The sequence below is a fragment of the Bacillus cereus group sp. BfR-BA-01349 genome (genome assembly GCF_022663795.1).
Classification (GTDB): Bacteria; Bacillota; Bacilli; order Bacillales; family Bacillaceae_G; genus Bacillus_A; species Bacillus_A cereus.
In genome coordinates, this window is the sequence record NZ_JAKUGE010000038.1 from 12,539 (window position 1) to 37,202 (window position 24,664).

Sequence of the window (24,664 nt, forward strand, 5' to 3'; positions counted from 1 at the left end):
GTTTCACTTTATTAAAAAACGTCTCAAAGAACAATGTAGTTCTTTGAGACGTTTTCTTTAAACTCACATTTTCAAGATTAAATTACTGTATCAAAGCCATCTGATTTAGGTAGAGAAGCTGCTTTTTTCATAAGCACTTCCCATAAGTGTACGGATTTCTTCCATTCTGCTGCAGCCTGCCCCTGTTTATACATAGCATTCTCATAACTGGCAGTAAGTTGTTGCATATCGGCCGAGTTGTAAAGTGTATCGATATGGAGAGCGTATTCTCGGAATGTTTGACTTTCACCCCGTGGCATGCCAATTCTCGCAAATTGTTTTAAAAGTGCACCGTAAGCTTTTTGATAAACAGCATCATCTTTTCGGTATTTATAGAAATGAATAATAAGAAATGTCCTCCATATCATTCTAGTGGTGAAGAGAATGTATCCCATAATACTAATTAGTATCGTAGAGAGGAATACGTACCACCAAGACAAACTAGTTTGAGAATTTGTGACCTTTTTAGTAGAAGCTTCTTCTGTATTTTTTATTAAACTTTTAAGTTTTGCTTCATTATTTCGTTGTTGTATTTGCGTGTTATTAGAATTATTTGCTTCGCTATTTTGTGAAATAGGAGCAGGCGTATTATTTATAAAATTATAGGGATTAGTAAATCCTTTTGTTGGTTCGAATGGAATCCATCCGTATCCTGGGAAATATACTTCGACCCAAGAGTGTGCATTATCGTTCGTGATTGTATAAACATCCTCACCTTCTGCAGAGGCAAGTGTATTGTCAAGAGTTCCTTCTGTATAGCCTTTTACCCAGCGAGCAGGAATCCCGGTAGAACGAAGTAGTACAATCATAGACGTCGAAAAATTATTACAGTAGCCGCTTTTTGTATCGAAAAGGAATTGATCTACATAATCTTGGCTCTTGGCAGGGAATAAGACATTCGTTGATTCGTATGTAAAAGAGTTGTCTGTAAAGTAATTTTCAATAGCTAATACTTTATCATATCGGTTGTCTTTATCATTTGTAAGATTGACAGCCAAGTCTTTTACGCGCTGTGGTAATGACTTGGGAAGTTGTGTGTACTTTGTCATAAAATAAGGATTTGTTTCTTGACCTTCATTTGTTTTTACAGCTTTCAAGTTTTCTATGGAAAACTCAGGGATCTCATATGTTACTTTATACGAATGTAAAGTAGTAGAAGAGTCTCCATTCATTGTATAAATTTTTTCTGAAAACGAGTCAACACTGTATGATACATCAGAAGCAGCCTCAACTGATACTAATCCTGCTGGATAGGTAAGGTGAGGGTAACTTTTTTGCATGGTAATTGTTGCCTCAGTCGTTTTCATTTTTGTATTTTGTTCGTACCAGCTTACGACGTCGTTTTTATTTTTAAAAGAAATCTTTTTCGGATTTTCAGAAATTTCCCAGCCTTTTCCTGTATAAAAATCTTTTGTTTCTACTCTCCAATATTGTTTGTTTTGCGTTCGTGCTGTGAAAACAATTGTAGGATCCGCCTTAAAAGGACCGCCTAATCGCGAGTCATCTAAACCATACCCAATTGTAGAAATTTTTTGTTCTTTACTTGCTTCAGATGTGTTGAATTTTAAAAAATCCATTGGGTTTGGCCATTGAGGGCCAAATTTTGGAGAAAAGTATGCAATGGTTGCTAATAATACGATAAATATTGTAAGTGGTCTAAGTAATTTTGAGATTTCTCTAGCATAATTTTGTAAGTGTTCACGTTCTTTTATTCGTTCTACTTGAAGAAGACTAAGCATAAAAAAGCCGATGACAACAGTACGAATAATAGCGTAGTTTGCATTGTATAAATGTAAGTTATGAAAAGTTGCGATATAAATAATAGTCAATACAAGGAATAGAAACCCACGTTTTTTATGAATAATCCAAAATGAAGTGAAAGAACTCAAAAACCAAAATGAGAGAAAAAATAAAACCGTCGGAAAAACTGGAGAAATATCTAGTAAATTCCCTTGGAAAAACAGGGAGGAATTTCGAAACATATTAGAAAAGAATGTTGTTAGCCAAGATGGATTTATAAAAGCATTTTTATAATATAGGGAATGAATGATAAATAAGACTGTGACAATTTTTATAGGAATCTGCCACCTCGTTTGAAAAAAAGAGAGAGCGAAGCAAATTCCTATAAATGTTACGAAAATATCTAATCTACCTACATTTGTAATACCTATAAGAGGTCTTAGCCATTCTAGTAAAAGAAGAAATACACATGCATGCATGAAGAATCTGTTCGTATCCCACTTGTATTTTGCTTGTAATATCATCATTTGCTCACCTCAAAAAACACGTTTGTATACCGGTTTTCATAAACCGTGTTTACAAATATTTGTCGTTTTTTTAGAGTTTCTAGTATACTGAGTTCTCGGTGTGAAAGTTGATTCGCTTTTTCTTTCACGACAAAAACCATACATTTTCTATTTCTTATAGCAGCACAATCAGCCGCCTTTTGAATATCGGGAGAAAGATTACTGGTCACGAGTATAACCGTGACGGGCTCATAAATTTTTCTTAGTTCCATGTCTACACTCTGGGAGAGCGGGAATACACTGTCTGCTTGTACTTTTGCTAAATGACAAAGGATTTGTTGTAACTGCGTATCTCCATTGTCTAAAGGGAAAATAGTTTGTTCTTTTCCGATAGACACGAATGATGCTGGTGAATTTTGTTTCAAGACAGCCCTTACGATAGAGGCAGTAAATGTGACGACTGATTCGAATAGAAGAGACTCGGTTCTGTCTATGAATATCATGATATTATGGCTGCGCTGTTGTTCAAACTCTTTTGTCATAATATTGTTTGTTCGTGCAGTTGCTTTCCAATCGATCCATGAAAAGCGATCGCCAGGTTTATAGTCTCTGACACCGACCGAGATTGTAGAGTCTTTTGCTGAATTTATATTTGCTGAAAGCGCTCCTTGTTCGAAATGATTTTCCAATTGTCGATACGCTATATCTACATACTGGGGATAGACTAAAAATGTATCTGGAACTGAAAAAGTTACTTCTTTCTCCATCATGCCGAATAAATCGCCAGTTTTGACACGAACGCTTGAAAAAGTGTGCTCGCCTCTAGGGATTGTGTCAATAACATATTGAAACGAAATATTTCGTTTCAATCCTGGGAAGAGTACTACCTTATTCATCTTTATTTGTTTACAACTTATAAATTGTGGTGGCAGTTCATCTTCTATAACTAAATAAAGTAAGGGAAAAGGAAATTTTCTTTTTATTGTAATCGTGCTTACAAATTGTTCTCCTACTACATATCCATTTTGGTTTGTTATTCGCTTTACTTCAGCGTCCCGTAAAGCGTAGAAGGGGAGTAGTAGTGAATAAAGAGCAATGGGAATTATGCTGTAAAATAAAAACCAACTGACAAACCCTCCTTGAAACATAGCGTACACAAATGTTAAGACTAGGCATAAAGGGAGTAGCAATAACTTCATAACGTGATATAGCGCTCGCAGCATTCGTTTCATCAAGGGTTCATTGTCCTTTGAGTAGGCACGGTAGTTCGTGCAACGATTTTTGCGATAACTTGTTCGCCAGTTATTCCTTCAAATTTTGCTTCCATTTTTATAATGAGTCTATGTGCTAAAACGTAAGGGGCTAAAAGTTTAACATCGTCTGGAATAACATAATTCCTGCCATGGATAAATGCATAAGCTTGTGAAGCTTTCATTAAAGCAATCGAACCACGTGGACTTGCACCTAACTGTATAGAACTGTACGTACGAGTCTGATTAACAAGCTTTACAATGTAATGCTTAATTGCTTTGTCCATACTTACTACCCGTACGCTTTGTTGTAAATAAATTAATTCTTGTATTGTAGTAATGGTCTGTAATTGAGAGAGTGGATTTGTTTTTTCCATCCGGTTTAAAATTTCAAATTCTTCTTCTGGTGTAGGATATCCCATTTTTAGTTTCAATAAGAAACGATCGAGCTGAGCTTCTGGTAGAGAATATGTTCCTTCATATTCGACCGGATTTTGTGTAGCCATGACAAAGAACGGCTTTGGTAAAGGTCTTGTAATACCATCTATTGTAATATTTCCTTCTTCCATACATTCAAGTAAAGCAGATTGTGTCTTTGGAGATGTACGATTAATTTCATCAGCAAGTACAAAATTCCCCATAATTGGTCCAGGCTTGAACTCAAATTGGAGCTCTTTCGGATTATAAATAGAAACTCCTGTTACATCTGACGGCAATAAATCAGGTGTAAATTGAATTCGCTTATAATCAGCATCAATGGATTTAGAAAGAGCACGTACTAGCATTGTTTTTCCGACACCAGGAACATCTTCTAATAGCACATGACCTTCAGCTAAGAGAGCTGTCAAAGCTAAGATCGTTTCTTTTCGTTTTCCGACCATTATTTTTTCAATATTATTGATTATTTTTTCTACAGTGGGATGTAATGAATCAAGCTGGGGCATCGTAATCCTCCTAATGTTATTATCGTTTTCTAATCTATTTAGTGGACATATTTCTAATTCTATTTGTAGATAGTAAAACTTCCACCTTTAATTCTGAGAATATTCAGATTATTTATTTTGATTATATCTAGTATAATTGTTTCCGTAACTAAGGGCAATACAGTAAATAATGATTTGTAGTTTTATGTAAAATATATCTTGATATAAACTATTGTTGTGGGTAAAACATATAGGAAGGGAAGGAAAGATTGTCCTCAATGAGCAAAATAAATAGCGTAGGAAACCCTACGCGTAAAGTTTGGAACATATATTAATATGCCTTGTGATTAAAATGTATATGAATAAAAAATAAAGTCGAATTCACATGAAGAGGTCAGCTATTTAAATTATTACACTCTTTTATTTTTTATCTTTCTTATATTCTTTTCGTTTATTTAACCAAATATGAATTAATTCTACCAATTCCATTGTTTCAATCTCACAATATTCTCCTTTACCATCTTCGGCTAAATTGTCTAACACAGTAGTTGTGTCGTTCCGAATTTCTAAACCACAAATATTGCCATTTACTACTACATAATTTTTTTCTCCGTTTAAAACATTATGTATTTCTTCTAAAATCCAATCTCCAAAAGCTGTAACTTCAATTCCTAAAAAAGTTTCAACAAGTTTAATTTCTTGAGGAAGTCTCATAACTAAATCACTACTGTTAAGCAATTCAAAACTATATGGATATTTCATGACTATTTTACTCCTTTATTTCTGGCTTTAGTGACTCTATTTACTTCTCTATTAATCTCATAAGCTCTATTAAGGTAATAAATTCTTATACTATCATCACTATTTTCCTACTTAAATTATAGTAAAAGTAGATTATTATTAAACTTATCTATCCAATATTTCTCTGATGTAGGTATGAATTCAGTGAAATCTTCATATGTACCACTCCAATCTTTTGGTACATAGTTTTCGTAGGATGCCGGTTCTGGAAACATTGAATATAGTATTTTATTATCAAAGTTAATTAATAAGATTGGACTAAAATCTAATAGATCTTCTCCTGCATTTTTCCTTTTAATATTTTCAAGTAGTAAATAATTTAATTCTTCTTTAGTTGTTTTATATTGATTAATCCTTACTAAAAATACTTCTACATTTTCATGATCTAATACTTTTATTCCATTTCTTTCTTCCGTTTCGTCATTATCTTCAATGCTTATACCTAAATTTTTATATGCATTATCTAATTTATTATAATCTAAAAACCATAGTTCTTTATCTGTTACATACCATCTAAACTCATTTTTATATATGACGGCTACTATAATGTTTTCTGCGTAAAGCGGTTCTAATTTCATAATATACTCCTTGTATTATTATCTTAAAATCCTGCCATTCTTGTTGTATTCTTCTATTGATTCAATCCAAGTTGCTGACAATTCATATGGATTTCCTGGCGTTTTTTGTTCAACTATTTTCAGGATAGTTGCCCTTGATATGGTGGATTTAAAGTATTGTATTTTCATTTATTAACTCATTTAACGATTTAGGTATATTAAATTTAACTACTCCCAAATTACTGTCTCTATTATATAAGAAATTTTTTGCAAGCTCATTATTATCTGTACTTCATCTTAAACTTTGCTAGAAGCAAGGAAGTAATTTAACAGTCAGTGAAGGATGTGAGCCCTCCACACTGATTAGATGTTCACTTTTTTATATTTTTTCCGGAATTTTTGACAATCTCTTGAACTGTGCGAAATGTCACATCTGTATTTTACAACCTCTCTTATAGTAAGGGTATGTAAGAGAGACGTATTAAAGGAGTGAACAGTATGAAGAAAAAAACTTCAGCACTAATGAGACGTTTAAAATATTTTTCACCAATAGATCGTTATAACGATAATCATACACAAGAAACATATGAAGATCGCGAATGGGAAAATGTGTACAGAAAGCGTTGGCAGCATGATAAAGTAATTCGTTCTACACACGGCGTGAACTGTACTGGTTCATGTAGCTGGAATATATATGTGAAAGATGGAATTGTAACTTGGGAAGGGCAGGAGCTTAACTATCCGACTACAGGTCCTGATATGCCAGATTTTGAACCGCGAGGATGCCCACGTGGAGCAAGTTTTTCTTGGTACATTTATAGTCCACTTCGTGTGAAATACCCGTATGTACGTGGTGTTCTTTGGAATATGTGGCAAGAAGAATTGCAAAATAACGAGTCACCATTAGAGGCTTGGAAAAGCATTGTGGAAAACCGTGAAAAGGCACGTACGTATAAGCAGGCGCGTGGTAAAGGGGGATTCATTCGTACGAATTGGGATGAAGTGTTACAACTCGTTTCAGCTTCTTTACTGTACACAGTAATGAAATACGGTCCAGACCGAAATGTTGGCTTTTCACCAATTCCAGCTATGTCGATGTTAAGTCATGCTGCTGGTAGTCGCTTTATGCAACTTATGGGTGGACCGATGCTTAGCTTCTATGATTGGTATGCGGATTTACCACCAGCTTCTCCTCAAATTTGGGGCGATCAAACAGATGTACCAGAAAGTAGTGACTGGTATAACTCTGGTTACATTATGACATGGGGTTCAAATGTACCAATGACGAGAACACCAGATGCACACTTTTTAGCAGAGGTTCGATATAAAGGAACGAAAGTCGTTTCTGTCAGTCCTGATTTCGCTGAATCAACAAAGTTTGCGGATGATTGGATTAGTGTGAAACAAGGTACAGACGGTGCACTTGCGATGGCAATGGGGCACGTAATCTTACAAGAATTTTACGTAGATAATCAAGTGGAATATTTCACAAATTATGCGAAGCAATATACTGATTTTCCTTTCTTCGTCACATTGAAACAAAAAGGAGATCAATTCGTTGCTGATCGGTTCTTAAATGCTTCTGATATTGGACGAGAAACGAAGTTAGGGGAATGGAAACCTGTTCTTTGGAACGAGAATACGAATGATTTTGCAACACCTCACGGCACAATGGGATCACGTTGGGATAATGAAAAGAAATGGAACTTGCGTTTAGAAGATGAAGAAACAGGTGAAAAGATTGATCCACGTCTTTCTTTACTTGGAATGGAGGATAGTGTTCAAACTGTACAAATTCCGTACTTCTCTGATGATGGAAACAAAATATTAGAACGTACGATTCCAGTGAAAAAGGTTATGACAGAAGAGGGCGAATTGTTCGTTACAACTGTATACGACTTAACGTTAGCAAATTATGGTGTGAACCGAGGGCTTGGCGGACAAGGACCAAAAGACTTCAATGATGACATACCGTTTACACCTGCATGGCAAGAGAAAATGACAGGTGTAAAACGTGAGCTTATTATTCAAATCGCTCGTGAGTTCGCACAAAATGCTGTTGATACGAATGGTCGCTCAATGATAATTGTTGGAGCAGGTATTAACCATTGGTTTAACTCTGATACGATTTATCGCGCCGTTTTAAATCTTGTTCTTCTCGTTGGAGCACAAGGTGTAAACGGCGGTGGTTGGGCTCATTATGTTGGTCAAGAAAAATTAAGACCAGCAGAAGGATGGCAAACAATCGCGATGGCAAAAGATTGGCAAGGTCCACCGAAATTACAAAACGGTACATCCTTCTTCTATTTCGTAACAGATCAATGGCGTTATGAAGATACACCTGTTGGACATTTAGCATCACCAGTTGAAGGTAACTCTCGTTATCAACATCACGGTGATTACAACGTATTAGCTGCACGACTTGGCTGGTTACCTTCTTATCCAACATTCGAGAAAAATGGAATTGAATTATATAAAGAGGCTGTTGCTGCTGGTGCAACAACGCAAGAAGAAATCGGAAAATACGTTGCGCAAAAACTAAAAGAAAAAGAACTGAAATTCGCAATTGAAGATCCTGATAACAAAAACAACTTCCCGCGCAACTTATTCGTATGGCGTGCAAATTTAATTTCGAGTTCTGGTAAAGGACATGAATATTTCTTAAAACATTTATTAGGTACAACAAACGGGTTAATGAATGACGACAGTGATTCATTACGACCAGAAGAAATAAAGTGGCATGAAGAAGCGCCAGAAGGGAAGCTTGATTTACTCATTAATTTAGATTTCCGTATGGCTGGAACAGCACTGTATTCTGATATCGTCTTACCTGCTTCAACTTGGTACGAAAAACACGATTTAAGCAGTACAGATATGCATCCATTTGTACATCCATTTAATCCGGCAATCGGTTCACCGTGGGAAGCGCGCTCTGACTGGGATATTTTCACTTTACTTTCTAAAGCTGTGTCAGATTTAGCGAAGAAAATTGATCTTGAATCAATGAAAGAAGTTGTTGCAACACCACTTCTTCATGATACACCGCAAGAATTAGCGCAACCACTTGGCAAGATTAAAGATTGGAGTAAAGGTGAATGTGAACCAATCCCGGGTAAAACGATGCCACAAATTCACGTTGTTGAAAGGGATTATAAAACGATTTATGACAAAATGACTGCGCTTGGACCAAATGCCGGAAAACAACCGATTGGTACGAAAGGGATTTCTTGGTCAGCAGAAAAAGAGTATGAGCAATTAAAGAGCAAATTAGGAGTCGTTCGAACGGATTCTATCGCGAAAGGTTGTCCAGACATCAAAGAAGCAATCAATGCTGCTGAAGCGGTATTAACACTATCTTCTACAACAAACGGTCATATGGCAGTAAAAGCATGGGAAGCACTTGAAAAACAAACAGATTTAAAACTACGTGATTTAGCAGAAGAACGTGAAGAAGAATGCTTTACATTCGAACAAATTACAGCACAACCGAAAACAGTAATTACTTCTCCGGCCTTTACAGGTTCAGAAAAAGGTGGACGACGTTACTCACCGTTTACAACAAATGTGGAACGTCTCATCCCTTGGAGAACGATAACTGGTCGACAATCTTTCTACTTAGACCATGACATGATGAAAGAATTTGGTGAGACGATGGCAACATTTAAACCAATTCTGCAACATAAACCGTTCCGTAAATCACGACCTGAAGTAGAAGGGAAAGAAATTACATTAAACTATTTAACACCGCATAATAAGTGGTCGATTCATAGTATGTACTTCGATTCATTACCGATGTTAACGCTATTTAGAGGTGGTCCAACTGTTTGGATGAATAAAGAGGACGCTGCTGAAGCGGGTGTTGCAGATAATGATTGGATTGAGTGCTTTAATCGTAACGGTGTTGTTGTAGCGCGTGCTGTTGTAACGCACCGTATACCGAGAGGAATGGCATTTATGCATCATGCGCAAGATCGTCACATTAATGTACCTGGTACGAAATTAACAAGTAATCGCGGGGGAACGCATAATAGTCCAACTCGAATTCACGTAAAACCGACACATATGATTGGTGGATATGGTCAATTAAGTTATGGATTTAACTATTATGGTCCAACTGGGAACCAGCGTGATTTAAATGTTGTAATCCGTAAACTGAAGGAGGTAGATTGGCTTGAAGATTAAAGCACAAGTCGGAATGGTAATGAACCTAGATAAATGCATCGGCTGTCATACTTGTAGCGTAACATGCAAAAACACCTGGACAAATCGTCCAGGTGCTGAATATATGTATTTCAATAACGTAGAAACGAAACCAGGTATTGGTTATCCGAAACAATGGGAAGATCAGGAGAAATATAAAGGCGGCTGGGAATTGAAAAATGGTGAAATTCAGCTAAAATCCGGTTCGAAAATGAAACGTCTTATGAATATTTTCCACAATCCAGATCAACCAACGATTGATGATTACTTTGAACCTTGGAACTATGATTATGAAACGTTAACAAATAGTCCGCAGCGTAAGCATCAGCCAGTTGCTCGTCCGAAATCAGCAATTACAGGCGAATTTATCGACAAAATTGAATGGGGTCCAAACTGGGAAGATGACTTAGCAGGCGGACATATAACTGGATTGCAAGATCCAAACGTAAAGAAAATGGAAGAAGAAATTAAAACAGATTTTGAAAACGTCTTTATGATGTATTTACCACGCATATGTGAACATTGTATGAATCCATCTTGCGTATCATCTTGTCCATCTGGTGCGATGTATAAGCGTGAAGAAGATGGAATTGTTCTTGTAGATCAAAATGCATGTCGCGCATGGAGATTCTGCGTATCATCTTGTCCATATAAAAAAGTGTATTTTAACTGGCAAACGAATAAAGCTGAAAAATGTACAATGTGCTTCCCACGTATTGAAGCTGGTATGCCAACAATTTGTTCAGAAACATGTGTAGGACGTATCAGGTATATTGGAGTAATGCTATATGACGCTGATAAAGTAAAAGAAGCAGCTTCTGTTGAAGACGAAAAAGATTTATATGAATCTCAGCTTACTGTTTTCCTAGATCCAAATGATCCAGAAATAGCAGCTGAAGCGAAAAAACAAGGCATTCCTGAAGAATGGATTAAAGCAGCACAACATTCACCTATCTATAAAATGATTATCGATTGGAAAATTGCTCTGCCTCTTCACCCGGAGTATCGTACAATGCCGATGGTTTGGTATATCCCTCCGCTTAGCCCAATTATGAACATGGTGGAAGGGAAAGGTAGTAACTGGCAAGCAGAAGAGGTTTTCCCTGCAATTGATAATATGCGTATTCCAATTCAATATTTAGCGAATTTACTCACTGCAGGGGATGAATCACACATTCGTCTTACATTGAAAAAAATGGCTGTTATGCGAACATATATGAGAGCACTGCAAATTAATAAAGAGCCAAATGAAGCTGTATTAAAAGAACTTGGTTTAACGAAACAGGATGTAGAAGATATGTATCGTCTTCTTGCCATTGCGAAATATAAAGATCGCTTCGTTATCCCGACATCTCACCGTGAACAAGTGGCAGATTTATATAGCGAACAAGGAAGCTGTGGTTTATCATTCACAGGTGGTCCAGGCTCTTGTATGACAATTTCTTAAATAAAGGGGGCAGAAAATTATGAGACAAAGTTTACAAACAGCTTTTTCTTGTTCTTCTTTTCTTCTCTCCTATCCTGAACTAGGGTGGAGAGAAGCTGTAACTGAATTGCAAGAAGAGGTTGAAACAATAGAACAGGAAGACGTTAAAGCGTCACTTACAGCCTTTATAAAGCAAGTGCTAGATAAAACGAATGATCAACGCATTGATAGTTACGTATATACATTCGATTTTGGTAAGAAAACAAATATGTATCTTACTTATATGAACACTGGTGAACAAAGAGAAAGAGGTATTGAATTACTGGAGTTAAAACAGCATTATAAAAAATCTGGTTTTGAAGTAACAGATAAAGAATTACCTGATTATTTACCGCTATTGCTTGAGTTCTGTGCAAATGCAAATGAGATAGACAGTGAACCAATTATGAGTAAATACACGGAGAATATACAAGCGTTACACGTTCAATTAAAAGAAGCAGACAGTATGTATGAACCAATTCTTGCGGCTGTTCTACTCGCTATCGAAACATGGGGTGTACAGACAAATTAGAAAGGAGAGTTGTTAAAATGATGGATCAATTTCTATGGGTATTGTTTCCCTATATCATTTTTGCAATCTTTATCGGTGGACATATTTTTAGATACAACTATGATCAATTTGGATGGACATCAAAATCTAGTGAACTATTAGAAAAGAAAATGCTCCGACTCGGAAGTCTATTATTTCACTTTGGGATCATGTTCGTAATTGGCGGTCATGTTATGGGGATTTTAATTCCAGAAGCTGTATACCGTTCAGTAGGTATTTCTGAGCATATGTATCATGTAGTAGCAATTAGTTTTGGGCTTCCGGCAGGTGTTGCTTCTATTAGCGGTTTAATTATATTAACGTACCGCCGCGTAACTGTAAAACGTATCATTGCAACGAGTACAAAGGGAGATTATATTGCGCTTATTTTATTACTTATCGTAATGCTAGCAGGACTTTCCTCAACATTTTTAAATATCGATTCAAAAGGATTTGATTATCGTACAACGATTGGCCCTTGGTTCCGAAGTCTCTTTATTTTCCAACCGAAAGTTGAATATATGATGGAAGTACCAATATGGTTTAAAATTCACATTCTCGCAGGGATGGGGCTTTTCGCAGTGTGGCCATTTACAAGACTTGTACATGTATTTAGTGCCCCAATTAAATATGTAAGCCGTAGTTATGTGATTTACAGAAGACGTATTCCTAATGAGTTGAAAAAATAATACTGCAGTAAACGGATAGGAGCTAATGGTTAAAACGAAACGAGGTCTAATATGGAAGGCCTCGTTTTTGTTTACATAGGGAATAAATGTTAATAAGTAGTTTAAATTGAAAAAAGATTAGCATCTAAATAAGATGCTAATCAATGCTACAAACAGAAGCAGAGCAATCTTCACAAGCAATTTCACATTTTAAAAATTGTAAATCGTGGATTGTAATCTTTCCTTTATGAATTGAAATTGTACCTTGCTTTTTTAATTCATTTAACATTCGATTTACACTTTCACGTGAAGTTGCACAGAAATTAGCGAGTTCTTGATTCGTTAATGGTAAATCGATGAGAATACCATTTTCTTTTAATACACCGTAACTATTTGTCATTCGTATAAGAGTAGAGTACAGGGCACCTTTTTTGCCGTGTAATACTAAATCTCGGAACTTCGGTTGCATTCTTCTTAAATGTTCACTAATCCATTTCATAAATTCAAATACAAGAGCGGGTTTTTGGAGTAATGCTTTTTCTAACGCTTCACGTTTTATTACACCTACTTCAACATCTTCAAGACATTTTGAGTTTAATAAATATTTTGCATTATCCGTGAACAATGTTAATTCTCCAATAATGTCATATTCCGAACAAATTCGAAGTGTTAATTCTTGTCCGTCAGCACTAAGTTTACCAATTTGTACTTTCCCTGAGTGAATGATATAGAGTTCTGTTGCCTCCATACCTTCTTGAAAAATAAAACTACCTTTTTTTATCTGCATTTTATATTCAACAGATGCAAGTAATTCTTTTAAATCTTGAGATAATGTCATACTGTTTGCCACAGTGATCACCTTTCTTCTTATAAGCAATACATTTCCTATTTTGAGTGTAAGTATGATGAAAATGCAAGAGCTATTTAAAAATAAATTGAAATTTCAATGACCGTAAGGAGGAGTGGCTAAAGATGTGAACAAAATGCGAACGGATTTGTGAAAATTTTTTGAATGGGGAAAGTGATGTGAGAAAAGTCACATTGAATATGTAGCTTCTTTTTTATAATGAAGGCAAATAAAAAAATGAAAGCTTACTAAGGATTGCAGCAGAAAAGAAGGGATATAGATGCACGAGAACATGAAAGATTCTTTAAAGCGGCCACTTCAAGATTTACGCATTTCAGTTATTGATCGTTGTAATTTTAGGTGCACATATTGTATGCCTGCTGAAGTGTTCGGACCTGATTATGCTTTTTTACAGAAAGAGTGTTTATTAACATTTAATGAAATAGAAAGGTTAGCTAGATTATTTATAAGTATGGGAGTTAATAAAATTAGGCTTACTGGCGGTGAACCTTTATTGCGTAAAGACTTACCGAAATTAATTGCAAGACTTACAAATCTAGAAGGCTTAAAAGACATTGGACTCACAACAAACGGAATTCATTTAGCAAAACAAGCTAAGGCGCTAAAAGACGCGGGATTAAAACGTGTAAATATTAGTTTAGATGCGATAGAGGACCATGTCTTCAAAAAAATTAACGGAAGAAATGTAAGTACAAAACCTGTACTGAAAGGAATAGAAGCAGCAAATGCTGCTGGATTAGAAGTAAAGGTAAATATGGTCGTAAAAAAAGGGATGAATGATAGTCAAATTCTTCATATGGCTCGTTATTTTAAAGAAAAAGAAATTCAGCTCCGTTTCATTGAGTTTATGGATGTAGGCAGTACAAACGGATGGAATTTTGAAGAAGTCATTACGAAGGAACAATTAATAGAGAAAATTAATCGTGTATATCCAATTGAGCCCGCTCAGCCTCGTTATTTTGGAGAGGTTGCGAAATTGTATCGATATGTAGGGAGTAATGCAGAAGTTGGATTTATTACTTCTGTTTCTGAGTCATTTTGTTCTTCTTGTACGAGAGCTCGTATTTCGGCAGACGGCAAGTTTTTCACGTGCCTATTTGGAGCGAAAGGAACGGATTTGCGAACGCTTCTTCGAGAAAATATTTCTGATGCATCACTATTAAAAATTTTAAATGATACATGGCGATATAGAACAGATCGATATTCAGATGAAAGAACGGTTGAGAATACAAGTAAACGTCCAAAAGTTGAAATGTCTTACATTGGTGGATAGTGAAAGGAGGATTTCTTATGCAAGAGCGTTATTCAAGACAAGTGTTGTTTTCTGGAATTGGTGAAATGGGACAAAGAAAAATAAGAGAAAAGCATGTGCTCCTAATCGGTGCGGGTGCGCTAGGAGCTGCGAATGCAGAAGCACTTGCTAGGATGGGAATTGGGAAATTGACAATTGCTGATCGTGACTACGTCGAATGGAGTAATTTACAGCGGCAGCAGTTATATACAGAAGAAGATGCGCAGCAGTGTAAACCAAAAGCAATTGCAGCAGCAGAACATGTAAGAAAGATTAATTCTGAAGTGGAAATTGTACCAGTTGTAACAGATGTCACAATGCGAGAAATAGAAGAGTTAACAAAAGATATGGATCTCATATTAGATGCGACTGACAATTTCGATACGCGTCTACTTATAAATGACATTTCACAAAAAGAAAATATACCTTGGATATATGGCGGATGCATTGGGAGTTACGGTGTAACGTATACAATTCTTCCTGGGAAAACACCATGTTTTCGCTGTCTAATGGATCATCCTATGGGCGGTGCAACATGCGATACAGCCGGAATCATTCAGCCAGCTGTACAAATGGTCGTTGCTCACCAAGTTACAGAGGCGATGAAAATATTGGTGGGTGATTATGAATCATTAAGAGGGACGATGTTGTCATTTGATATTTGGAACAATCAATATCTCTCATTAAAAGTAAATAGACAGAAGAAAAGTACATGTCCTTCTTGTGGGAAATCACGAACGTATCCAAGCCTAATATTTGAAGCGCAAATGAAAACGGAAGTGTTATGCGGACGGAATACAGTTCAAATCCGTTCAGGAATAAAGAGAAATCTTAATTTAACCGAAATTCAAAAACGATTACAAAAAAGTGTACATGTTAAAAAAACGCCTTACTTACTATCATTTCTAGTTGATGAATATCGTTTTGTTTTATTTATAGACGGTAGGGCATTTATTCATGGGACAAATGATGTAAAAATAGCAAAACGATTATACGCCAAATATATAGGATGAACAGAAAAATCGTTTTTTCCTTATTAAAACGAGGTGAAAAAAGAATGTTAGATAAACGTATACCAATTCCAGTAGCAGAAGCAGTTGCTCGTGTAATGAAATATGCCTACCAAGGTGAAATGGAAAAGGTTTCTCTTATAGAAAGCTACGGTAGAACACTTGGAGAAGATGTTATTGCAGATCATGATGTTCCGCATTTTGATCGCTCTCCGTACGACGGGTTTGCGATTCGAGCGGAAGATACAAAAGAAGCGAGTAGTAGTAACCCCATTCAATTTGAAGTAATTGGCGAAATTGGAGCAGGCTTTGTTTTTACAGAAGAAGTGAAAGAATTTCAAGCTGTCCGTATTATGACAGGTGCCGCAATTCCGGAAGGGTGTAATGCGGTTGTTATGTTAGAGCTAACGGAAGGATTTGAAGAAAACGAAAAGATTTATATGGTATTAAAACGTTCTTTCTCTTCTGGCGATAACATTTCTTTTAAAGGAGAAGATGTAAACCAAAATAGCATCCTTGTGAAAAAAGGGACTGTTATTAATCCTGGAGTAGCAGCGCTTCTTGCTACGTTTGGTTATAGTTCCGTACATGTTATAAAACAGCCGGTTATTGGAATTGTAACGACAGGAAGCGAACTGCTCGAAGTACATGAACAATTAAAGCTAGGAAAGATTCGAAATAGTAATTCTTATATGATTGCTGCTCAAATTGAACGAGCCGGCGGAGTTGTACAGTATTATGGGCAATTCGCTGACGATTTAGAGACGTGTTATAACACTGTAAAAAAAGCGATGAAAGAAGTCGATATTTTAATTACAACTGGTGGCGTTTCGGTAGGAGATTATGACTATTTACCTGCTATTCATAAGAGGTTACAAGCTAATGTACTTTTTAACAAAATAGCGATGCGACCAGGAAGTGTGACAACTGTAGCTGAGGTAGAAGGAAAACTACTATTTGGTTTATCTGGTAATCCTTCTGCTTGCTATGTCGGTTGTGAATTATTTGTTCGGCCAGTTATTCGAACATACTTGTATAAGAAAAATCCGCACGTATTTCGTGCAGAGGCAATATTACAAAAAGACTTTCCGAAAGCAAATCCATTTACTCGATTTGTAAGAGGGAAAGTGGAAATTGTAGATGGAACATTGCAAGCTATACCAGTTGGTTTAGATAAATCTAGTGCAATTTCTTCACTTGCAGAGGCGAACGCATTTATCGTCCTGCCGGGAGGAACGAGAGGATTTGAAGCAGGAATAACTGTTTCGGTACTGTTATTAGAATCAAACGCTGGAAGTGAGTGGCCTTGGGAAGAACCACTTCGATCATACAAATAATAGAAAAATAGATTACTAACTTATACAAAGATAAGAGGTGCAAAATGATACAAACGTATTATGAAGTAATTGATACACCTATTTCAATTGAGGAAGTTACAAACAAAGTAATTCGTCGTGAGTGTGGCGCAGTTACTACTTTCGTTGGTACTGTTAGAGAATTTACGAAAGGACGTCGTACGCTACATTTAGAGTATGTAGCATATAAAACAATGGCAGAAAAACAACTTGAGAGAATTGGTACTGAAGTAGGAGAGAGGTGGCCTGGGACATTTGTCGCCATTACACATCGCATTGGTACATTACAAATTTCTGATCTTGCTGTTGTCGTCGCTGTTTCTACACCACACCGGAAAGCAGCCTATGAGGCGAACGAATATATTATGGAGCGTATAAAACAAATCGTTCCAATTTGGAAGAAAGAATTTTGGGAAGATGGTGAATCATGGATTGGTGATCAGTTAGAGAATGTAGCATATGAGAATGGTGAGCCTGAAGAGGAGATGAGAATATGATTGAAGTACTATTATTTGCACATTTACAAGAAGAAGTAAGTAAGCCAGCATTACAAATCGATTGTGAAAATATTACAGTTGCTGAACTAAAGAAGGTACTCATTAAGAAATACAACGTAGCGATTTCAAATGAAATCATGGTAGCTATAAATGAAGAGTATGCAAATGAGAATGACATCATTCAAACTGGTGATACTGTGGCGATGATTCCGCCAGTAAGTGGTGGTTGATTCTTTTCGACCTAATCATGTTACGACGTGATTAGGCTGGAGAGAATGAATATAACTATGCATACATAGGAGGGAACAGGATGAAAAGTCCTAATTTTCAATTAAGTTTACAAACTTCTAATCTAATTATAGGTTTTATGGTATGGGTCATTTTATCATCATTAATGCCTTATATTAAAGTGGATATCCCATTAACTGCGGGGCAAATTTCTATGGTCACAGCAGTACCCGTTATTTTAGGTTCTGTTCTTCGCATTCCAATTGGTTATTGGACAAATCGTTTCGGAGCAAGAAAATTATTCTTTATTAGTTTTATTCTATTATTACTTCCTGTCTTTTATATTAGTGTTGCCAAGTCTATGATGGATTTAATTATTGGTGGATTATTTGTAGGAATCGGTGGTGCTGTATTCTCTGTAGGAGTAACTTCTTTACCAAAATACTTTCCGAAAGAGAGTCATGGTTTTGTAAATGGTATTTACGGTGTCGGTAACGCCGGAACAGCAATTACTTCATTTTTAGCGCCTGTTATCGCAACTTCAGTTGGCTGGAGAACGACAGTACAATGTTATTTAGTTTTACTTGCAGCATTTGCACTTATGAACTTTTTATTAGGTGATCGTAAGGAGAAAAAGGTGAATACACCATTAATGGAACAAATAAAAGGTGTATATAAAAATGAGAAACTTTGGTTTTTATGTATCTTTTACTTTTTAACATTCGGATCATTTGTCGCATTTACAGTATACTTACCAAACTTTTTAGTATCTCACTTCGGATTAGAGAAAGTAGATGCTGGTGTGCGAACTGCAGGATTCATCGTACTCGCAACAATTATGCGTCCGATTGGTGGTTGGCTCGGAGATAAGTTTAATCCATTTAAAATATTAATCTTCGTATTTATCGGTTTAACACTTTCAGGTATTATTTTATCATTCATGCCTAGTATGAACGTGTATACATTTGGTTGCTTACTAGTCGCATTTTGTGCAGGCATTGGTAATGGTACAATCTTTAAACTCGTTCCAATGTACTTCTCAGAACAAGCAGGTATTGTAAATGGACTCGTTTCAGCTTTAGGCGGACTAGGAGGGTTCTTCCCGCCCCTAATTTTAACATTACTATTCCAACTAACAGGCCATTATGCAATTGGATTTATGGCATTATCAGAAGTCGCACTTGCTTGTTTAATCATTACAGTGTGGATGTATAGTCAAGAAAAGCTGTTAGTGATGTTAAAGAATCATTAATAAGGAAAAAGAACCATCCCAAAGTATTTTGGGATGGTTCTTTTAGTAATAGGCTTCAACATGTTTTTATTGATCTCTCAATAAACGCTTGTTTTCTATAAGAATGTGCTTTTAAAATGAAGATGTCAAAAGTTATTCAATTAAAGGGCAGATTAATTAAGGAAATCTTAAATCTATTCTAAAGATCGAACTCATTTTTAGAATGCAAATATTTAATTGAATCGGGATGTTTAGATGAAAAAAATATAAGTCCACTCAAGATAAACAAGTATCAGGTGTGTTAGGTAGTTTAAGCGACAAGTATAGGATTGATGCAAGTATCCTTCGCATAGTAACTGCATTATCAGATTTTTTAAGGGCCAAATTTTTTGGTAAGGTTAATGGATATTGTGAAAAAGTATACTTAAAATAAAGAAGATAGTTTAGGTCAATAAGATAGAATTATGAATTTGTATAAATAATCCATAATTTTCTTTATGAGTTATATTTGGTATGTTAAAGAAAAGAGAGGAGAGGGAAATGAAATAAGAATTTTTGATGCACATTTTCATATTATTGGTTTAAGTTTTTCTGATTATTGAGAATTGAAGGGGTTTTCCGACTGATTAAATGTGATTCATATTTAGTAAAGTGTTTAATCCAACTAAAATATATTTAGAATGAGGTTTTACATGTTTGTTTTTATTATATTAGACGTAATATTACCAATATTAATATTAATGCTAATTGGTGCAATCTTACAAAGAAAGTTCCAATTTAACTTAAAGCAGCTTTCTACACTTATTACTTATTGCTTAATGCCAGCGGCTGTATTTGTGAATATATATGATATTAGTATAGAGACAGGTTTGTTGCTCCAAATAATATACTATTTAATGCTTTATAGTCTGAGTCTGATCATAGTAAGTCATTTCATTTCAAAAACATTAAAGTTAGAAAAAGGAGAAAGTGCAGCTCTAAAAAATAGCATTTCGTTAATGAATTCCGGTAATTATGGGTTACCAGTAAGTCAATTGATTTTCAGTCACAATCCAGTGGGGGTTTCCATTCAGATTTTTATTGTGATTTTCCAGAATCTTTTAACTTATTCATATGGGATATATAACTTACTATCAGCAACAAAAACAATCGGAGGTATTATTCAATCATTTCTAAGACTGCCTGTATTTCATGCGCTCGTATTAGGGGTTCTCTTTCAATCTTTTAAAATTCAAATACCTAATTCTATCTTGCTACCTCTTAATCAGCTTGCGAATGGTTTTGTTGCAATAGCACTCATATTGCTAGGGGCGCAATTATCCAACATTAAACTTAATTTTTTCCATCGAGTCATAACATGGGCTTTAATTGGAAGGTTACTGATGGGACCATTATTAGCACTTGCTGTAATATACATACTAAACATCGATGGTATTGTTGCACAATCGTTATTTATTGCAAGTTCTTTTCCTACTTCAAGAAATACATCAACCATTGCTATGGAATATCAAATAGAGCCTGAATTACATGCACAAATCGTTTTATTTTCAACAATTTTCAGCATTATTACAGTAACTGTCGTTATTTATTTATCATATATTTTGTTTTGAATATACGTGCAAAAACGAAAAGATTTGAGGCGGTAAATGATGGACAGAAGTCCTATAGATATGAGAAGAAAGCAGTCTTTCATATATTGGGTGTCGTTTACAATTGTACCATGTTTCAAAATCTAGTGACTTAACTCAAAAAAAGAAACTTATTAGGGTTTATTTCGTATGGAAATCTTTACAGTATTTACATATAGACTTGCGAAAAAAAGACACAATCTCGCTTATAATTAAAGTTATATGAGCTTAGGGTGATAGCGATGGGGTGGGAGTGTCAAGTAAGAATTTTATGCATAATTGCCACTAAGGGAGATGATTAAAAGTTGAGTAAACAGAATATCAGCACAATAGTTTCAGGAGATTTGATTGTTACCCATCTAATTGGCCAGATTAATACAGAGGATGTGTATGAATGGTTTAATGATTTTGAGCAGGTTTGTCAGCAATTTATTTCTGAGGGTCGGAAATACAAATTGTTGGTGGATAGAAAAGGGTATACCCCAAATCATTTTTCTGTTCAAAAAGTATGGAAAGATAAGTTCTTCAATGAAACCATTTTGAATCATAGTAAGGCAATTGCATTTCTTCTTGAAGAAGGAGAGATACTGAAGTATTTACAACAATCCAATACAAAAGAATCCGTGGAGTTTTTTGATGATTATGAACAAGCGCTAATTTGGTTGAATGAATATCCAATATAAAAACTGAATAGAAAGAGTTGCTCGTAATGTTACACTTGTCATGAAATTTATTTGTTTACAAGTTGCAAACACCATTTATTTTCTTCATAGATTGCTTGTGAAATAAAAGAACAGAACTACAATAAAAAGAACAAACGTCCCCTAAAAAACGTTTGTCCAAAGGTAATTACTATTTTAACTAAGAAATAGATTACAATTTATGTGTACGAGAAATCTTTTTTATAAGTTTAGGCAATATAGATGTTAGTTCTTGCTTCAAACGCTTCGTAAATGATGGATCTTTACCAGAAGTTGAAATAGTGACAACATATTCATTATTTCTTATAACGCCAGGTGTGTGAAAAGATGATTCTGTACCATCACTTACAACGTTAACCCACTGGAAATCATGAGCGGCCTGTTTGACCATCATATTTACAGCGTGTTGATTTGTAGCTGCATAAATAAGGTGAGCATCTTTAATATCATCATTACTAAAAGCTTTTTGCTTCCAAGTAATATAAGAAAGTTCCTTCATTTCCTCGCAAATTTCTGGGCTGACAACAGTGACGAAAGCGCCTGTATCTTTTAATCCAGACGCTTTTCGATATGCAATTTTACCTCCACCAATGATAACAACCACTTTATTTTGTAGATTAAACATAAGAGGGTACATGTTATACATATATGCATTCCTCCATTCGTTCTAACAATGTTAGTTTCATATATGTATCAAACTGAAGACAGTTACAAGTCGTAACATGATTGTATTTTTTTGTATGCAATTCAATTTTTTGAAGTAATAATCCGGTAAAGAGAAGGTATGGCATGACATATACATGGGACGCAGTCGATGTTATAGCCTTGAGCTCGGCAGTAAAAGAGGGAGTTCCTTTCGTTAAAAAGGAACAGGATACTGGCATACCAAGTTTTCGTTCGATAGCTGCTCCGATTTGTTGTAACTCATATATCGGTTGTGTATCACTACTGCCTCGTCCTACGAGTAAAATACTACTATTTTGCATAGGCATAGCTTCACGTATTCTTTTCACTACAAGTTCCACCATATGTGGATGTGTACTAAAAGGAGGTACAACTGAAAATGTTATTTGTGGATATTTCTTTTGTAGTTGTTCTATTTCAAAAGGAATATCACGTTTATAGTGAGCTGCTGCAAATAATAAAACAGGTACAATCATTATTTCAGTTACTCCCTCTATTATCGTTTCTGTAACTGCATCCGAAATAGTAGGTGTCGTTAGTTCTAGAAAAGCTATTTTTTGAATTCTTTCGTTTCGCTCTTTCATAACAGATTGAATAAATTGAATGAATTGTTCATTACCTTCTTGTAGCCGGCTCCCATGTCCAACATATACAATTCCTTTCATTGTCTCACCATGTCTTTCTTCATAAGAGTTTCTTGTAATTGATGATCTACGTTATGAAACCCAACTTTATTTGCATAGTATAAAGTTGGAACATCGGTATACGAGAATGGGAGAGTAAGAATATTGATAAAGCCAAGGCGTTTTATTTCTGCTAGAAACGTATCAATAGAAGCACGACCTTCAAATACAATGCTATCCCATGAGAATTCAGAAAGCATACGTGAATGAATTTCATCGAAGCGATGATCAATTGTGTACTCATGAGTCATCATATAGGAACCAGCACCAATTTTTTCTTGAATAACAGCAATTCGGTTAATGTTTCGTCCTAAATAAACTGTTGTATTGGAAGAGAACTCTGCTTGTTTACTTAGTAGCCCATATTGCATAAGTTTTTCTTGAGTGGCAACGTTCATATGTTGTAGTTGCGCTTGTAAAGAACGAATATCTTTTTGGTGTTTACTACATGATTGCATCAATATTTCTACACTTTCAGCTGAACAAAAAACAAGACGATTAACGTTAAAAATTTCATTGATTTGTTCAAGTGTTAATGTGTATTCTACCTTTTTGAAAGTAGGAATTTGATATATTTCTGCACCGGCTTCTTGTAACTTTTGCTTCATTGAACTTGTTTTATTCGTTGCAGATGCAAATAAAACTTTTTTCTCGTGTAATGGTTTACGTTCTTTCCAAGCGATCTGATCCCGTAAGGAAACGACATCACCAATAATTGTCATAGAAGGATTAGAAATATTTTCGTTTTTGACAATAGAAACAATGGTAGACAGTGTCCCTGTGACAACGCGCTGTTTACCAGTTGTACCCCATTCAATGACTGCTACTGGCGTATCTTCTTTTTTTTCTGCTTGTAGTAAGTTTTCACAAATTGTAGGTAAGTTTTCTATACCCATGTAGTAGGCAATTGTGTCGCTATTGTGAGATGAATTATATTTTCCATGGTCGGTTAAAGGACCTTTTGCATGTCCGGTTAATAAAGTGACGCTATTACTGTAGTCACGGTGGGTGAGGGGAATACCTGCATAGATACTAGCGGCGATGCTAGATGTAATACCTGGTACAATTTCATATGGAATATTTGCTGATGCTAAAGTCTCTGCTTCTTCACCAACACGGCCAAAAATAGATGGATCTCCGCCTTTTAAGCGGACTACGATTTTTCCCTCTTTCGCAAATTGAAGGAGGTGTGCGTTAATTATTTCTTGACGCATAGTATGATTCTTTGGCATTTTTCCGCAATAAATAAGTTCACATGTTTCTTTTGTATAATTAAGAAAGGAAGGGTTTAATAAGCGGTCATATAAGACGATATCTGCACGATTTAAGCACTCTATCGCTTTTTTTGTAATAAGCCCTTCATCACCTGGTCCTGCACCAACTAAATATACATATCCGTTCATATTCGCACCTCGTCTATTTTTATTTAAAAGGAAGCCAGGGGAGGCTTCCTTTTGTAAATTACATGTATATATAAATATCCCCGTCAATAACTTCTACTTCATACGTTTGAATACAACCATCATCAGGTTTTTGAACTTCACCTGTTAGTAGTGAAATTTTCCAATCATGTAGTGGACAAAAGACGAATTCTCCAGATATAATACCTTCCGCTAATGGCCCGTTTTTATGAGGACAACGATTTTCTACAGCTCGAATATCGCCATTTGAAAGGCGGAATAGGGCGATAGACATACCTTTCATTTGTACCTCTTTACCGATTTGAATAGGAAGGTCTTCTGCACGCATAACTTTTATTTTTTCTTTCGTTTGTATCATATAGATCACA

The 24,664-nt window shown here is 35.5% G+C and carries 22 protein-coding genes and 1 pseudogene; 13 read left to right on the forward strand and 10 right to left on the reverse strand.

Annotated elements, in window-relative coordinates; genetic code table 11:
• Positions 1-77: 77 nt before the first annotated feature.
• From MR169_RS19535 to MR169_RS19555, 5 genes are all read right to left on the reverse strand, one after another.
• A complete protein-coding gene (locus MR169_RS19535; protein ID WP_242319867.1) occupies positions 78-2,306 on the reverse strand; it encodes a transglutaminase TgpA family protein in 2,229 nt (742 codons plus the stop codon).
• Positions 2,303-3,517 carry a DUF58 domain-containing protein gene (locus MR169_RS19540; protein WP_016117693.1) on the reverse strand — a complete coding sequence of 405 codons (1,215 nt, stop codon included), beginning with the start codon at positions 3,515-3,517 and terminating at the stop codon, positions 2,303-2,305. The genes MR169_RS19535 and MR169_RS19540 overlap by 4 nt, the downstream gene beginning before the upstream one ends.
• Positions 3,517-4,479 (reverse strand): AAA family ATPase, encoded by a 963-nt coding sequence (locus tag MR169_RS19545; RefSeq protein ID WP_001135808.1) that lies wholly within the window; start codon positions 4,477-4,479, stop codon positions 3,517-3,519. The genes MR169_RS19540 and MR169_RS19545 overlap by 1 nt, the downstream gene beginning before the upstream one ends.
• Before the next feature lie 399 nt (positions 4,480-4,878).
• On the reverse strand, positions 4,879-5,220 hold the full coding sequence (locus MR169_RS19550) for a hypothetical protein (RefSeq protein ID WP_242319868.1): 342 nt from the start codon (positions 5,218-5,220) through the stop codon (positions 4,879-4,881).
• A gap of 116 nt (positions 5,221-5,336) precedes the next feature.
• Entirely contained in the window at positions 5,337-5,837 is a 501-nt protein-coding gene (locus MR169_RS19555; protein WP_044797210.1) for a hypothetical protein, read from the reverse strand.
• Between the two features lie 477 nt (positions 5,838-6,314).
• Here MR169_RS19555 and MR169_RS19560 point away from each other — a divergent pair, with 477 nt between their 5' ends.
• The 4 genes from MR169_RS19560 to narI are packed head-to-tail and all read left to right on the forward strand — an operon-like array spanning position 6,315 to position 12,720.
• Positions 6,315-9,998, forward strand: a complete 3,684-nt coding sequence (locus tag MR169_RS19560; protein WP_242319869.1) for a nitrate reductase subunit alpha — start codon at positions 6,315-6,317, stop codon at positions 9,996-9,998.
• Positions 9,988-11,463 (forward strand): nitrate reductase subunit beta, encoded by a 1,476-nt coding sequence (gene narH / locus MR169_RS19565; RefSeq protein WP_000692662.1) that lies wholly within the window; start codon positions 9,988-9,990, stop codon positions 11,461-11,463. The genes MR169_RS19560 and narH overlap by 11 nt, the downstream gene beginning before the upstream one ends.
• 19 nt (positions 11,464-11,482) lie before the next feature.
• On the forward strand, positions 11,483-12,013 hold the full coding sequence (gene narJ, locus MR169_RS19570) for a nitrate reductase molybdenum cofactor assembly chaperone (protein ID WP_242319870.1): 531 nt from the start codon (positions 11,483-11,485) through the stop codon (positions 12,011-12,013).
• Positions 12,014-12,030: 17 nt separating this feature from the next.
• Positions 12,031-12,720, forward strand: coding sequence for a respiratory nitrate reductase subunit gamma (gene narI / locus MR169_RS19575; RefSeq protein WP_000969222.1), 690 nt, complete (start codon positions 12,031-12,033; stop codon positions 12,718-12,720).
• 136 nt (positions 12,721-12,856) lie between these two features.
• Here narI and MR169_RS19580 read toward each other — a convergent pair whose 3' ends face one another.
• A complete protein-coding gene (locus MR169_RS19580) occupies positions 12,857-13,549 on the reverse strand; it encodes a Crp/Fnr family transcriptional regulator (RefSeq protein ID WP_242319871.1) in 693 nt (230 codons plus the stop codon).
• Between the two features lie 277 nt (positions 13,550-13,826).
• Between MR169_RS19580 and moaA the strand changes: the two genes are divergently transcribed.
• From moaA to MR169_RS19625, 9 genes and pseudogenes are all read left to right on the forward strand, one after another.
• Positions 13,827-14,840 (forward strand): GTP 3',8-cyclase MoaA, encoded by a 1,014-nt coding sequence (gene moaA / locus MR169_RS19585; protein WP_000545033.1) that lies wholly within the window; start codon positions 13,827-13,829, stop codon positions 14,838-14,840.
• A 17-nt stretch (positions 14,841-14,857) separates the two neighbouring features.
• Positions 14,858-15,871: a molybdopterin-synthase adenylyltransferase MoeB gene (locus tag MR169_RS19590; RefSeq protein ID WP_242319872.1), complete on the forward strand. Its 1,014-nt coding sequence runs from the start codon at positions 14,858-14,860 to the stop codon at positions 15,869-15,871.
• Between the two features lie 44 nt (positions 15,872-15,915).
• The gene (locus MR169_RS19595) at positions 15,916-17,205 is read left to right on the forward strand and encodes a molybdopterin molybdotransferase MoeA (protein ID WP_000884820.1); all 1,290 of its coding nucleotides are present in this window, start codon (positions 15,916-15,918) and stop codon (positions 17,203-17,205) included.
• Between the two features lie 44 nt (positions 17,206-17,249).
• On the forward strand, positions 17,250-17,720 hold the full coding sequence (locus MR169_RS19600; RefSeq protein WP_000616829.1) for a molybdenum cofactor biosynthesis protein MoaE: 471 nt from the start codon (positions 17,250-17,252) through the stop codon (positions 17,718-17,720).
• Complete coding sequence (gene moaD, locus MR169_RS19605) at positions 17,717-17,950, forward strand: molybdopterin converting factor subunit 1 (protein WP_000573682.1); 234 nt, start codon at positions 17,717-17,719, stop codon at positions 17,948-17,950. Before MR169_RS19600 ends, moaD begins: the two co-directional genes overlap by 4 nt.
• 80 nt (positions 17,951-18,030) lie before the next feature.
• The gene (narK, locus tag MR169_RS19610; RefSeq protein ID WP_242319873.1) at positions 18,031-19,200 is read left to right on the forward strand and encodes a nitrate transporter NarK; all 1,170 of its coding nucleotides are present in this window, start codon (positions 18,031-18,033) and stop codon (positions 19,198-19,200) included.
• Positions 19,201-19,438: 238 nt separating this feature from the next.
• Positions 19,439-19,567 (forward strand): annotated as a pseudogene (locus tag MR169_RS19615) (PspC domain-containing protein); the annotation flags it as partial.
• 304 nt (positions 19,568-19,871) lie between these two features.
• Entirely contained in the window at positions 19,872-20,789 is a 918-nt protein-coding gene (locus tag MR169_RS19620; protein WP_000497508.1) for an AEC family transporter, read from the forward strand.
• A gap of 323 nt (positions 20,790-21,112) precedes the next feature.
• The gene (locus MR169_RS19625; RefSeq protein ID WP_000043362.1) at positions 21,113-21,490 is read left to right on the forward strand and encodes an STAS/SEC14 domain-containing protein; all 378 of its coding nucleotides are present in this window, start codon (positions 21,113-21,115) and stop codon (positions 21,488-21,490) included.
• A gap of 190 nt (positions 21,491-21,680) precedes the next feature.
• Here the strand turns inward: MR169_RS19625 and MR169_RS19630 are convergent, their stop codons facing one another.
• Genes MR169_RS19630 through nirD form a run of 4 tightly spaced genes read right to left on the reverse strand, consistent with a single transcriptional unit; the run spans position 21,681 to position 24,654 of the window.
• The gene (locus MR169_RS19630; RefSeq protein ID WP_000282595.1) at positions 21,681-22,154 is read right to left on the reverse strand and encodes a precorrin-2 dehydrogenase; all 474 of its coding nucleotides are present in this window, start codon (positions 22,152-22,154) and stop codon (positions 21,681-21,683) included.
• Positions 22,147-22,857, reverse strand: a complete 711-nt coding sequence (locus MR169_RS19635) for a sirohydrochlorin chelatase (protein WP_000676476.1) — start codon at positions 22,855-22,857, stop codon at positions 22,147-22,149. The genes MR169_RS19630 and MR169_RS19635 overlap by 8 nt, the downstream gene beginning before the upstream one ends.
• Positions 22,854-24,278, reverse strand: a complete 1,425-nt coding sequence (locus MR169_RS19640) for a uroporphyrin-III C-methyltransferase (protein ID WP_242319874.1) — start codon at positions 24,276-24,278, stop codon at positions 22,854-22,856. Before MR169_RS19640 ends, MR169_RS19635 begins: the two co-directional genes overlap by 4 nt.
• A 58-nt stretch (positions 24,279-24,336) precedes the next feature.
• Complete coding sequence (nirD, locus tag MR169_RS19645; RefSeq protein WP_000616686.1) at positions 24,337-24,654, reverse strand: nitrite reductase small subunit NirD; 318 nt, start codon at positions 24,652-24,654, stop codon at positions 24,337-24,339.
• Between the last annotated feature and the right edge of the window lie 10 nt (positions 24,655-24,664).